General features: G+C 52.1%; 14 protein-coding genes. 8 read left to right on the plus strand and 6 right to left on the minus strand.

The window, feature by feature from the left end; genetic code table 11:
* Positions 1-34 precede the first annotated feature (34 nt).
* Entirely contained in the window at positions 35-922 is an 888-nt protein-coding gene (yghX, locus tag ACKI5T_RS19355) for a YghX family hydrolase (protein ID WP_407439527.1), read from the minus strand.
* Positions 923-1004: 82 nt separating this feature from the next.
* Between yghX and ACKI5T_RS19360 the strand changes: the two genes are divergently transcribed.
* Complete coding sequence (locus ACKI5T_RS19360) at positions 1005-2045, plus strand: aldo/keto reductase (RefSeq protein ID WP_407439529.1); 1041 nt, start codon at positions 1005-1007, stop codon at positions 2043-2045.
* A 47-nt stretch (positions 2046-2092) separates the two neighbouring features.
* Here ACKI5T_RS19360 and ACKI5T_RS19365 read toward each other — a convergent pair whose 3' ends face one another.
* Together ACKI5T_RS19365 and ACKI5T_RS19370 are read right to left on the minus strand one after the other, a co-directional pair.
* The gene (locus ACKI5T_RS19365) at positions 2093-2590 is read right to left on the minus strand and encodes a TIGR00645 family protein (RefSeq protein ID WP_015960399.1); all 498 of its coding nucleotides are present in this window, start codon (positions 2588-2590) and stop codon (positions 2093-2095) included.
* 81 nt (positions 2591-2671) lie between these two features.
* Positions 2672-3175, minus strand: a complete 504-nt coding sequence (locus ACKI5T_RS19370) for an ESA_00282 family adhesion-associated protein (RefSeq protein ID WP_407439531.1) — start codon at positions 3173-3175, stop codon at positions 2672-2674.
* A 101-nt stretch (positions 3176-3276) separates the two neighbouring features.
* On the opposite strand from ACKI5T_RS19370, the gene ACKI5T_RS19375 reads away from it, so the two are divergent.
* The 3 genes from ACKI5T_RS19375 (at position 3277) to ACKI5T_RS19385 (ending at position 5166) form a co-directional block, all read left to right on the plus strand.
* Positions 3277-3681 (plus strand): hypothetical protein, encoded by a 405-nt coding sequence (locus ACKI5T_RS19375; RefSeq protein WP_133631415.1) that lies wholly within the window; start codon positions 3277-3279, stop codon positions 3679-3681.
* Entirely contained in the window at positions 3674-4126 is a 453-nt protein-coding gene (locus ACKI5T_RS19380; RefSeq protein WP_407439533.1) for a cytoplasmic protein, read from the plus strand. Before ACKI5T_RS19375 ends, ACKI5T_RS19380 begins: the two co-directional genes overlap by 8 nt.
* Before the next feature lie 143 nt (positions 4127-4269).
* Positions 4270-5166, plus strand: a complete 897-nt coding sequence (locus ACKI5T_RS19385) for an SDR family oxidoreductase (RefSeq protein WP_407439535.1) — start codon at positions 4270-4272, stop codon at positions 5164-5166.
* 43 nt (positions 5167-5209) lie between these two features.
* On the opposite strand, the gene exbD is transcribed toward ACKI5T_RS19385, so the two are convergent.
* Together exbD and exbB are read right to left on the minus strand one after the other, a co-directional pair.
* Positions 5210-5635 carry a TonB system transport protein ExbD gene (gene exbD / locus ACKI5T_RS19390; RefSeq protein WP_015960404.1) on the minus strand — a complete coding sequence of 142 codons (426 nt, stop codon included), beginning with the start codon at positions 5633-5635 and terminating at the stop codon, positions 5210-5212.
* Positions 5636-5641: 6 nt separating this feature from the next.
* Entirely contained in the window at positions 5642-6373 is a 732-nt protein-coding gene (exbB, locus tag ACKI5T_RS19395; RefSeq protein WP_041689525.1) for a tol-pal system-associated acyl-CoA thioesterase, read from the minus strand.
* 250 nt (positions 6374-6623) lie between these two features.
* On the opposite strand from exbB, the gene metC reads away from it, so the two are divergent.
* Together metC and yghB are read left to right on the plus strand one after the other, a co-directional pair.
* Positions 6624-7811, plus strand: coding sequence for a cystathionine beta-lyase (metC, locus tag ACKI5T_RS19400; RefSeq protein WP_407439536.1), 1188 nt, complete (start codon positions 6624-6626; stop codon positions 7809-7811).
* A gap of 142 nt (positions 7812-7953) precedes the next feature.
* Entirely contained in the window at positions 7954-8613 is a 660-nt protein-coding gene (gene yghB / locus ACKI5T_RS19405; protein WP_407439538.1) for a DedA family general envelope maintenance protein YghB, read from the plus strand.
* Between the two features lie 31 nt (positions 8614-8644).
* Here yghB and ACKI5T_RS19410 read toward each other — a convergent pair whose 3' ends face one another.
* Complete coding sequence (locus ACKI5T_RS19410; protein WP_407439540.1) at positions 8645-9544, minus strand: AraC family transcriptional regulator N-terminal domain-containing protein; 900 nt, start codon at positions 9542-9544, stop codon at positions 8645-8647.
* Between the two features lie 195 nt (positions 9545-9739).
* Between ACKI5T_RS19410 and yqhD the strand changes: the two genes are divergently transcribed.
* Complete coding sequence (yqhD, locus tag ACKI5T_RS19415; protein ID WP_407439542.1) at positions 9740-10903, plus strand: alcohol dehydrogenase; 1164 nt, start codon at positions 9740-9742, stop codon at positions 10901-10903.
* Positions 10904-11006: 103 nt separating this feature from the next.
* Positions 11007-11834, plus strand: coding sequence for a 2,5-didehydrogluconate reductase DkgA (dkgA, locus tag ACKI5T_RS19420; RefSeq protein WP_407439544.1), 828 nt, complete (start codon positions 11007-11009; stop codon positions 11832-11834).
* The last annotated feature ends 159 nt before the right edge of the window (positions 11835-11993 follow it).

Raw genomic sequence — 11993 nt, forward strand, 5'->3', positions numbered from 1 at the left:
GCCGGGCAGCGCGAACGTCCGCCCGGCCAGACGCTTAACTCAAATACTTCTCGAACCAGCCCAGGGTCCGTTTCCACGCAAGATCTGCGGCGGACTCGTCGTAACGCGGCGTGGAATCATTGTGGAATCCGTGATTTACACCGGGATAAATGTAAGCCTCGTACACGTTATTATTCGCTTTCAGCGCCGCTTCATAAGCGGGCCACCCCTCGTTAATGTTCTTATCTAACTCGGCATAGTGAAGCAACAATGGGGCTTTGATTTTAGGCACATCGCTGGCCGCTGGCTGACGGCCATAAAACGGCACTGCGCACGCCAGTTCGGGATACGCCACCGCAGCGGCATTCGACACGCCACCGCCATAGCAAAATCCGGTGATCCCCACTTTTCCGGTCGCCTCCGGATGCGTTTTCATAAACTCAACGGCGGCGAAGAAATCGTTCATCAGTTTGGTCGGATCGACTTTTTGTTGCAGCACTTTCCCTTCTTCATCGTTGCCGGGATAGCCGCCGACCGAACTTAGCCCATCCGGCGCCAGCGCAATGTATCCCGCTTTTGCCACGCGTCGGGCGACGTCTTCGATATACGGATTCAGCCCCCGGTTTTCATGCACGACAACGACCGCAGGCACCTTTCCCGTCGCTTTGGCTGGCTTCACCAGATAGCCGCGCACCTCCCCGTGCCCGTTCGGCGAAGGGTAGTGAATATATTCAGGGAGAATATCGGGGTCGGTAAATTTCACCTGTTCCGCGAGAGCGTAATTCGGTTTGAGCATATTAAACAGCGCCAGCGCCGTCACACCGCCCACAGCGTAGCGTGCAGCCAGATTCAGAAACTCGCGTTTGTTAATTTTGCCGTGCGCGTAGTAGTCGTAATATTCGATCAACTCTTGCGGAAAATCTTTAGCGGTCAGGCGCGTCATCGCATATCTCCAGGAATTGTGATTGTATAAGGATAGAATGAAAACACTGTTTCGAAAATTCATCGCTATGAAAGGAGACATCATGACCTGGACCCCCTACCCAAGCCGCTACGAAAATATGCAGTATCGATACTGCGGTAAAAGCGGCTTACGTCTGCCCGCGCTATCACTCGGCCTGTGGCACAGCTTCGGCCACGTGCAACCTCTCGATACCCAGCGCGCCCTGCTGCGCAAAGCGTTTGATTTAGGCATCACCCATTTTGATCTGGCCAACAACTACGGTCCGCCTCCGGGCAGTGCCGAAGAGAATTTTGGCCGCCTGCTGCGCCATGATTTCGCGGCGTATCGCGATGAGTTAATCATCTCTACCAAAGCCGGTTACGACATGTGGCCTGGCCCGTATGGCTCCGGCGGCTCGCGCAAATATCTGCTGGCGAGCCTCGACCAGAGCCTCACGCGCATGGGTGTGGAGTATGTCGACATCTTCTATTCGCATCGCGTTGATGAAAATACGCCGATGGAAGAGACCGCCTCAGCGCTGGCGCACGCCGTTCAGAGCGGAAAAGCGCTTTACGTCGGGATCTCATCCTATTCACCCGAGCGCACGCAGGAGATGGCTGATTTATTGCGTGAATGGAAAATCCCGCTGCTTATCCATCAGCCTTCGTACAACGTTCTTAATCGCTGGGTGGATAAGAGCGGCCTGCTGGATACGCTGCATGCCAACGGCACCGGGTGTATTGCGTTTACGCCGCTGGCGCAGGGTTTGTTAACCGGAAAATACCTGAACGGCATTCCTGATGGCTCCCGCATGCAGCGAGAAGGCAAAAAAGTGCGCGGTTTAACGGAGAAGATGCTGACCGAGGCAAACCTCAATAGCCTGCGTTTGCTCAATGAAATGGCGCAGGCGCGAGGTCAGACGATGGCGCAAATGGCGTTAAGCTGGCTGCTCAAAGACGAGCGCGTGACGTCCGTATTGATTGGTGCCAGCCGTCCGGAACAGCTGGAGGAGAACGTGCAAGCGCTGAACAATCTGCGCTTTAGCGAAGATGAGCTGAAAAGCATTGATCAACATGTCGAAGATGGGCAGTTGAATTTATGGCAGGCGTCGTCGGATAAATAGTGTTTGTGCTACCAGATGCCCTCTCCTGGCGGAGAGGGCGAAGGGAATCAGTACTTGCCGCTGCGATTGATTTTATCCAGATACCCCATGACAAACGCCGACAGCACGAACGTCAGATGAATAATGACGTACCACATCAGTTTATTATCCGGGATGTTTTTCGCATCCATAAACACGCGCAGGAGGTGGATGGAAGAGATCGCCACAATGGATGCCGCAACTTTATTTTTTAGCGACGAGGCGTCCATTTTGCCCAGCCAACTGAGCTTCTCTTTGTGCTCGGCGATATCCAGCTGAGAGACGAAATTCTCGTAGCCCGAGAACATCACCATGACCAGCAGCCCGCCCACCAGCGTCATATCCACTAACGACAGCAGCACCAGAATCAGATCGGACTCTGCCACTGAGAAAATATTGGGGAGAACGTGAAAAATTTCCTGGAAAAATTTGATGCTCAGCGCGACGAGTGCCAGTGATAACCCAAAATAGACGGGTGCTAATAACCAGCGCGAAGCGTACATTGCATTTTCAAAAAAGCGTTCCATAAAGTCCTGTCAGCAAGCGAAACCAGGCTGCATTATATCGCAGCGCGGTGAACTGTTTGCAACAACTTACCAACAAAAACCTTACACTTCTGAGGGGTTAACCAACGGGCGTTGATATTCCGGCCAGACGATCACCACCAGATCCGGATAGGCTTCCAGACTAAACTCACGAAAACACTGACGCAGGTTCAACACGTCGAGGTCTGAATAAGAGACCTTTTCGCCGTTAAGACAGCGCTTTTTGATATTGTCGTAATATTTATAAACTGCTGAATTCAGGTCACTGCAACGGCGCTGTGCTTCAAAAAGGCCCGGCGTATCATTTATTTCGGTCATCTTCATTCGCTTGATTGTTGCATGAAGAAAATCGATATATTCGTGATTGACGCGCCAGTACCATACCGGAGTTATCGAATTCATCAGCAGCGAGAAATGATCTTCCCCCTCTTCCTTGGTCATCGGAATGGGCTGAGGCTGCTCGCCGAGTGGCCGTGCGTCTTTCGTTTTATTGAACTCGCGCATCAATAAAAGAACGCCAGCGGTAAGCAAAAGTAATGTAATGACAGAATAAGAAATGCTGTTCATGGTTGGCTCCATTTTTTTTGATTTTAAATTTGCCTCATGTTATTGTCAACGAATCTCACGCCCTATCTGATCCTACCCGGTTGAAATTAAAGGAAATAAAAATGCTGCCCGAGAATCTCGTCCCGGTCAGGTTCCACATCGCGTCTGTGGTTCCAAAATCGGGGGAAGCAGAAAGCCATGCTAATTTCACTCAGGGAAAAAGAAAACTTTCCGATTTCGAAGCCGACATATTAATTGGTGTTACCCGTACCGGTAAATCCCGTAATATGCTACTGGAAGAGCACGACAGACATATTAAAGACCGACTGTTTCGCGTGATAAAGATCGAAGCTTTTGCGCATCTCCTTAACGACCTGCAGGCCGAAGGCGAAATAGATGCCCAGACATTAAGTCAAATAATGGCTGAAAAGACCGAACAAATAAATGAAGCAGGCAACGAAATTTGGCTTAATCTTATTACCAGAGAGAAAAACAACCCTATTTTTTATAAACTAGAGGATGATTAACGTGAAAGAAGTTGAAGATAATAACGTTTATTTGACTTTAGATAACCATAAAAGTGATGAGTTTATCTTAAAGCAAAATCTCGAGGCCCTGAAAAAACATAAAAAAGACGAGATGGCCCGCATTGCACAAGACGTGGTATCGATCCCGGCAGCCGTCGTCCGTTTGAAATGGCAAAACCGTCATGAAATATATTCTTTGCAGGTTAAAGAAGAAATCTACGGTGCGATGATGAATGCAGTGATGGAACTTAAGCCCGAGCTGAAAGATAAAATAATGGGCCGCCTGGAAACAAATTACCAATATTTACTGGCCCGAGAAACCGCCACCCTGCGCCTCTCCCGTAAACTGGCTGATGGCGACTATCGCACATCCAATGTCACCACGGTTGCGCTGGATGAAGACGCGCTGGCCTCTAAAACAGATACTTCCTCGAACACGCCCTAGAATTAACCTCTCCCCTTGTGTCGCCTTTATTAGCCCGTCTGATCGTGTTCCGTCCTGGGATTAAGGATTATCCTGAATAATCCCTAAAGCCTGGATGAATCATCTACGCTTATTGTTTTACAACGCGAGCAAGGAGATTCCCTATGGCAAATCACCAGACAACATTCCAGGATCCAACTACCCAGTATCACACCGGTGACTTCCCTAAACAGAAACAACCTGCTCCCGGCGTGCAATCGAAGATGACGCCCGTCCCCGACTGCGGCGAGAAGACGTATAAAGGAAGCGGCAGGCTAAGTGGGCGCAAAGCGCTGGTCACGGGGGGTGACTCCGGTATCGGACGCGCAGCGGCAATTGCTTACGCACGTGAAGGTGCAGACGTAGCGATTAACTATCTGCCCGCCGAAGAAGAAGATGCTCAGCAGGTTAAACAGCTCATCGAAGAAGCTGGCCATAAAGCGGTGCTGATCCCAGGCGATTTAAGCGATGAGTCGTTTGCCCGCTCTTTGGTGCATACCGCACACGACGCGCTGGGCGGGCTGGATACGCTGGCGCTGGTCGCGGGTAAACAGACTGCGGTCGAAAACATTGCCGACCTCACCACGGAACAGTTTAAAGAGACTTACGCGGTGAACGTGCTGGCGCTTTTCTGGATAACTCAGGAGGCGATTCCACTCCTGCCAGCCGGGTCCAGCATTGTGACGACCTCTTCGATTCAGGCCTATCAGCCCAGTCCACATCTGCTGGATTACGCTTCAACAAAAGCCGCGATCCTCAACTACAGCCGTGGACTTGCAAAACAGGTTGCGGAGAAAGGCATTCGGGTAAACGTGGTCGCACCGGGTCCAATCTGGACGGCACTGCAAATTTCTGGCGGTCAGCCGCAGGAAAAAATCCCACAGTTTGGTCAGCAGACGCCAATGAAGCGCGCGGGGCAACCGGCTGAACTGGCAGCGGTCTATGTTTATCTGGCGAGTCAGGAATCAAGCTACGTCACGGCAGAAGTGCATGGCGTATGTGGCGGGGAACACCTGGGATAACCACTGTACTGGAGACAAAAAAGCTGGCTTTCGCCAGCTTTTTTTATTTCGGTTTGACCGTCTCTTCGCCGACTAAACCAATTTTGAGATAACCCGCCTGGTGCAGCGTGTCCATCACTTTCATCATGGTTTCGTAGTCGACGGTTTTGTCCGCCCGGAAGAAGACCGTGGTGTCTTTCTTACCTTGCGTCATTGCGTCGAGCGCGGGAATAACAGAGTCATCCGTCACCGGATCGTTGCCCAGAAACATCGATTTATCGGCTTTCACTGAGATATAAATCGGTTTTTCCGGACGCGGCTGCGGCTGGCTGGAGGACGCCGGCAGATTGACCTTCACATCCACAGTCGCCAGAGGCGCGGCAACCATGAAGATAATCAGCAGAACCAACATAACGTCGATAAACGGCGTCACGTTGATTTCATGCATTTCGCCATTATCGTCCAGATTTTCATTAAGACGCATTGCCATAATTGATTAACCTAAACGCAGTTTCGAAGCAGAGTGAACCGGCTTAACGTTGCTGGCGCTGAGGTCGAGATCGCGGCTTTGCAGCAGCAGAACCTGCGCGGCAACATCGCCCAACGTCGCTTTGAAGCTGCCAATCATACGGGCAAAGACGTTATAGATAACCACCGCAGGAATTGCTGCAATCAGACCGATAGCTGTTGCCAACAATGCTTCTGCGATACCTGGCGCCACAACGGCCAGATTGGTCGTTTGCGTCTGGGCAATACCGATGAAGCTGTTCATGATGCCCCAAACCGTACCAAACAGACCAACGAACGGGGAAATCGCACCGATAGTAGCCAGATAACCGTTTCCGCGCCCCATGTGACGACCGACGGCAGCAACGCGACGTTCCAGGCGGAAACCGGTACGCTCTTTGATGCCTTCGTTATCTTCACTGCCTGCGGAAAGTTCCAGCTCGTTCTGCGCTTCATTCACTAACATCGAGGTCAGGCTTTTCGCATGGAACGCCGACGTCATGTCATTTGCTTGATCCAGAGAGCGTGCTTCAGCCAGTTGCTGTTGTTCGCGCTTCAGGCGACGCTTTTGGGAAATCAGCTCAACGCTTTTGCTGAAGAAAATAGCCCAGGTGATCACGGACGCCAGAATCAGGCCGATCATCACAATCTTAACCACGATGTCAGCATGTTGGTACATGCCCCAGACGGACAGATCCGTCTGCATCAAATTATTACCCACTCTGTATCTCCAGGACGCAAATCACATTTTCTGAGCATAATAATATCAAAACCGCATCGAATTGATAGTGGTTCTCATTAGTATTTACATACTGCCGTAATTTCCGCTCATTTTCCTTGCGCTTACACAGTAAAAATTTCTTATGCATATTTTTTAGAAAATAATGTGCTTATTCGCTAAGCATTGGGGTGCAGAGTTTCACATTCATGGTAGTCTGGACGTCCAGACGGATAAAACAGGTTTAGCGAACATGGCAGAGAAACATCTTGATACCACGCTTGTCCAGGCCGGACGCAGTAAAAAGTACACTCAGGGTTCGGTAAATAGCGTTATCCAGCGCGCCTCCTCGCTGGTTTTTGAAACCGTCGAAGCCAAAAAACATGCCACCCGCAACCGCGCGAAAGGCGAACTGTTTTATGGTCGTCGCGGCACGTTGACCCATTTTTCGCTGCAGGATGCGATGTGCGAACTGGAAGGCGGTGCCGGTTGTGCCCTGTTCCCATGCGGCGCGGCGGCTGTCGCGAATACTATTCTGGCGTTTGTTGAACAGGGCGATCATATTCTGATGACCAACACCGCCTACGAACCTAGCCAGGATTTCTGTACCAAAATCCTCACCAAGCTTGGCGTCACGACCGGCTGGTTTGATCCGTTGATTGGCGAAGGCATTGCGGAACTTATTCAGCCAAATACGCGGATTGTATTCCTGGAATCACCGGGTTCCATCACCATGGAAGTGCATGACGTTCCGGCGATTGTTCGCGCCGTGCGTCGCGTCGCACCGGACGCCATTATCATGATCGATAACACCTGGGCCGCAGGTGTATTGTTCAAAGCGCTGGATTTCGACATCGACATCTCCATTCAGGCCGCCACAAAATACCTTATCGGCCACTCTGACGGCATGATCGGTACGGCGGTGTCTAACGCCCGCTGTTGGGATCAACTGCGTGAAAATGCCTATCTGATGGGCCAAATGGTGGATGCCGATACCGCCTATATGACCAGCCGCGGAATACGCACGCTCGGTATACGCCTGCGTCAGCATCATGAAAGCAGTCTGAAAGTGGCCGAGTGGCTGGCGCAACATCCCCAGGTGGCTCGCGTTAATCATCCGGCGCTGCCGGGCAGTAAAGGCCATGAGTTCTGGCAACGTGACTTTACGGGCAGCAGCGGCTTGTTCTCATTTGTTCTGAATAAACGTCTGAGCAATGACGAGCTGGCAACCTATCTGGATAACTTTACGCTGTTCAGCATGGCGTATTCCTGGGGCGGGTTTGAATCGCTGATTCTGCCTAACCAACCAGAACAGATTGCCGACCTGCGTCCCGGCGGCGAAGTGGATTTTACCGGCACGCTGATCCGACTGCACATCGGTTTAGAGAATGTTGACGATCTGATTGCGGATTTATCGGCAGGTTTTGAGCGTATCGTGTAATGTGCAGGCTTAAACTGTACTCCCGAACCGTTTTATCGACGCCATTAGCAGAAAAGTCTGCATTTGTTGCGTGAGCGATCAACGCCAGCGGGTGAAATGAGGAGTACAATAGCCGCATATAAGTTGTTCCACAGGAAAGTCCATGGCTGTCATTCAAGATATTATCGCTGCGCTCTGGCATCACGATTTTGCTGCGCTGGCGGATCCACACGTTGTGGGCATTGTTTATTTTGTCATGTTCGCAACGTTGTTTTTGGAAAATGGTTTGCTTCCCGCGTCGTTTCTTCCAGGGGATAGCCTGCTGTTACTGGCAGGTGCGTTAATCGGTAAAGGCGTCATGGACTTCGCCCCTACCGTTGTCATTCTGACTTCTGCTGCGAGCCTGGGTTGCTGGTTAAGCTATTTACAGGGACGGTGGCTCGGTAACACCCGCGTGGTAAAAAGCTGGCTGTCGCAACTGCCTGTTAAATACCATGAGCGGGCGACCTGTATGTTCGATCGTCATGGTTTACTGGCACTCTTGGCGGGGCGTTTTCTGGCCTTTATTCGCACATTGCTACCGACCATGGCGGGCATCTCCGGTCTGTCGAACCGTCGTTTCCAGTTCTTTAACTGGCTGAGCGCACTGTTGTGGGTCGGCGTGGTGACGTCATTGGGTTACGCCATTAGCATGATCCCGTTTGTGAAACGACACGAAGATCAGGTGATGACGTTCCTGATGATTCTGCCAATGTTCCTGTTAGTGGCAGGGCTGGTAGGCACCATCGCGGTGGTCATTAAAAAGAAATGCTGCAACGCCTGATAATCAGCCCTCTCCAGCGAGAGGGCGAGTTTTAGATCCCCTGCATCATCCTGATACGCGCCGCATCTTCCCCTGGCGTCACGCCGAAATAACGTTTGAACTCACGACTAAACTGCGACGCACTCTCATAGCCCACGCGCATTGCTGCGGCGCTGGCTTTCATACCGTCATGAATCATCAGCATGCGGGCTTTGTGCAGGCGATAGCTTTTCAGATACTGCAGTGGCGAGGTGCTGGTGACCGATTTAAAATTATGGTGGAACGCCGAAATACTCATGTTCGCTTCTGAAGCCAGCTCATCCACGCTCAGGTTTTCGGTGTACTGGCTTTCGATACGTTTCAGTACGCGGCTAATCAGGCTGAAATGCGTCTGGCGGCTCACCAGCGCCAGCAGCGCCCCGCCACCCGGCCCCATCAGCACATGAAAGAGAATCTCGCGCACAATTTGCTTGCCGAGAATCCGCGCATCCAGCGGCCTTTCCATCACATCCAGCAAGCGTTCAATGGCGCACAAAATCTCATCGGAGAGCGTAGCCGAGTTGATGCCGCTCGCGGCCATGGCAGGCTGGAAAAGCTCGTCTTCACCAATGTCCATCAGCAACTCCTGGAGCTGGAGAATATCGACATTAACCCGAATACCCGCCAGCGGAACCGCTTCTGTCGCGAAGGTTTCACATTCGAAGGGTAAAGGTACTGTCAGGAGCAAATATTCGTTGGTGTCGTAGCGGAACACACGTTCATTGATATAACCAATTTTATGGCCCGAAAAGAGAAAAACGATGCCGGGCTGATACATCACCGGCGTACGCGTTCCAGGCTGCGTACCGTATAACAGACGAATATCTGGCAGCACATCGTTGAGATTATTTTCTTTATCTTTCAGATTGTTAATTTTTTTAGTCAGTTGCTGGCAAATCTCTTCGCGGTTCATCTGTGCGCACTCCCCCTACCGTTTCCAATGATGACAGTGTGCGTACTTTTTCGCATTTTCTCCAGCCATCTGTAGAAATGGGCAAGACAACGGCAGAAATGTGCATTGAGAGGATAGCGTACGATAGCCACAATGATCACCATCAGGTAGCCCTATGCGCCGCCACGATTTTTCACCCACACAAGGGAACGAGCAATGAACAACTTTAATCTGCATACCCCAACCCGCATTCTCTTTGGCAAAAATGCTATAGCCGATCTGCGCGATCAAATTCCGGCAGGCGCTCGCGTGCTGATCACGTACGGTGGCGGTAGCGTCAAAAAGACCGGCGTGCTGGATCAGGTTTACAGCGCCCTGGAAGGCGTGGATGTGCGTGAGTTCGGCGGCATCGAGCCAAACCCGTCGTACGAAACGCTGATGAACGCAGTCAAGATCGCCCGTGAAGAGAACATCACCTTCCTGCTGGCGGTGGGCGGCGGATCAGTTCTCGACGGCACCAAATTTATCGCCGCAGCGGCTCATTATGCCGACGGAGTCGATCCATGGCATATCCTGCAAACCGGCGGTCGCGACGTGAAAAGCGCAATTCCGATGGGTTCTGTGCTGACACTGCCAGCAACCGGTTCTGAATCCAACAAAGGTGCGGTGATCTCTCGTAAAACCACGGGTGATAAACAAGCCTTTATGAACGACCACGTTCAGCCTGTCTTCGCTATTCTGGACCCGGTTTATACTTACACGTTGCCGCCGCGTCAGGTTGCTAACGGCGTAGTAGACGCTTTCGTCCACACGGTTGAGCAGTACGTCACTTATCCGGTGAACGGCAAAATTCAGGATCGTTTCGCCGAAGGTATTCTTCTGACGCTGATTGAAGACGGTCCAAAAGCGCTGCAAGAGCCAGAAAACTACGATGTGCGTGCCAACGTGATGTGGGCAGCAACGCAGGCCTTGAACGGTTTGATTGGCGCAGGCGTCCCGCAGGACTGGGCAACGCATATGCTTGGCCACGAGCTGACCGCGATGCACGGCCTGGATCACGCCCAGACGTTGGCGGTCGTTCTGCCTGCGCTGTGGAATGAAAAACGTGACACCAAACGCGCCAAACTGCTGCAATACGCCGAGCGTGTGTGGAACATCACTTCCGGTTCAGAAGACGAGCGCATCGATGCCGCAATCGAAGCGACGCGCAACTTCTTCGAGCAGATGGGCGTGCCGACTCGCCTCTCTGGTTACGGCCTGGACGGCAGCTCTATCCCGGCTCTGCTGGCTAAACTCTCCGAGCACGGCATGACCCAACTGGGTGAACATCAAGACATTACCCTGGACGTGAGCCGTCGCATCTACGAAGCGGCACGCTAAGCGTTTTCGCATCTTGCCTTTCGTTTTTTGACTTTTCGTCCAGACTTAATGCACACCACATTACCGGGGGCTCCCCCGGTAATGAGCAAATGGAGGAGGAAAAATGGCAAACCAAACCGTAATCAAGCTTCAGGACGGCAACGTAATGCCCCAGTTAGGGCTAGGCGTATGGAAAGCCGGTAACGACGAGGTCGTGTCCGCCATTCACAAAGCACTGGAAGTCGGCTATCGGTCCATCGATACCGCCGCCGCATACAAAAATGAAGACGGCGTAGGAACTGCGCTTGCCAGCGCAGGCATCCCACGCGATGAGTTATTCATCACCACCAAACTGTGGAATGACGATCAAAAACGCCCGCATGACGCTCTGCAGGAAAGTCTGGATAAGCTCCAGTTGGATTTCGTCGATCTGTATCTGATGCACTGGCCGGTTCCCGCGATCGATCATTACGTTGACGCCTGGAAAGGCATGATCGAGCTGCAGCAGGCAGGCCTGGTGAAGAGTATTGGGGTGTGTAATTTCCAGGTGCATCATCTGCAACGGCTGATCGATGAAACTGGCGTCGCTCCGGTGATCAACCAGATCGAGCTTCATCCGCTGATGCAGCAGCGCCAGCTGCATGCCTGGAACGCCACCCACAAGATTCAAACCGAATCCTGGAGCCCGCTGGCACAGGGTGGCGAAGGCGTTTTCGATCAAAAAATCATTCGTGAACTGGCCGAGAAGTACGGCAAAACCGTGGCGCAGATTGTCATTCGCTGGCATCTGGATAGCGGCCTGATTGTGATTCCGAAATCGGTCACACCGTCGCGCATTGCCGAGAACTTCGACGTATGGGATTTCCGTCTGGATAAAGATGAGCTGGGCGAGATCGCAAAACTGGATCAGGGTAAACGGTTAGGGCCCGATCCGGACCAGTTCGGCGGGTAATGTCCCCTCACCCTACCCCTCTCCCACCGGGAGAGGGAACTCTTTTCTGGCCTTTCCCTGCCAGCATAAACACGTTCTCACCTGGGTGACATCAGCGTTTTTCACCTTATCCCTGCGAGCAAGTGCGTCCTTCTCCCTCTCCCCGTGGGAGAGGGCTGG

Source organism: Lelliottia sp., from assembly GCF_045627565.1.
Lineage (GTDB): Bacteria > Pseudomonadota > Gammaproteobacteria > Enterobacterales > Enterobacteriaceae > Enterobacter.

Coding starts and splice junctions, on each gene's coding strand:
- yghX (WP_407439527.1), bottom strand. CDS start 922: ATGACGCGCCTGACCGCTAAAGATTTTCCGCAAGAGTTGATCGAATAT.
- ACKI5T_RS19360 (WP_407439529.1), top strand. CDS start 1,005: ATGACCTGGACCCCCTACCCAAGCCGCTACGAAAATATGCAGTATCGA.
- ACKI5T_RS19365 (WP_015960399.1), bottom strand. CDS start 2,590: ATGGAACGCTTTTTTGAAAATGCAATGTACGCTTCGCGCTGGTTATTA.
- ACKI5T_RS19370 (WP_407439531.1), bottom strand. CDS start 3,175: ATGAACAGCATTTCTTATTCTGTCATTACATTACTTTTGCTTACCGCT.
- ACKI5T_RS19375 (WP_133631415.1), top strand. CDS start 3,277: ATGCTGCCCGAGAATCTCGTCCCGGTCAGGTTCCACATCGCGTCTGTG.
- ACKI5T_RS19380 (WP_407439533.1), top strand. CDS start 3,674: ATGATTAACGTGAAAGAAGTTGAAGATAATAACGTTTATTTGACTTTA.
- ACKI5T_RS19385 (WP_407439535.1), top strand. CDS start 4,270: ATGGCAAATCACCAGACAACATTCCAGGATCCAACTACCCAGTATCAC.
- exbD (WP_015960404.1), bottom strand. CDS start 5,635: ATGGCAATGCGTCTTAATGAAAATCTGGACGATAATGGCGAAATGCAT.
- metC (WP_407439536.1), top strand. CDS start 6,624: ATGGCAGAGAAACATCTTGATACCACGCTTGTCCAGGCCGGACGCAGT.
- yghB (WP_407439538.1), top strand. CDS start 7,954: ATGGCTGTCATTCAAGATATTATCGCTGCGCTCTGGCATCACGATTTT.
- ACKI5T_RS19410 (WP_407439540.1), bottom strand. CDS start 9,544: ATGAACCGCGAAGAGATTTGCCAGCAACTGACTAAAAAAATTAACAAT.
- yqhD (WP_407439542.1), top strand. CDS start 9,740: ATGAACAACTTTAATCTGCATACCCCAACCCGCATTCTCTTTGGCAAA.
- dkgA (WP_407439544.1), top strand. CDS start 11,007: ATGGCAAACCAAACCGTAATCAAGCTTCAGGACGGCAACGTAATGCCC.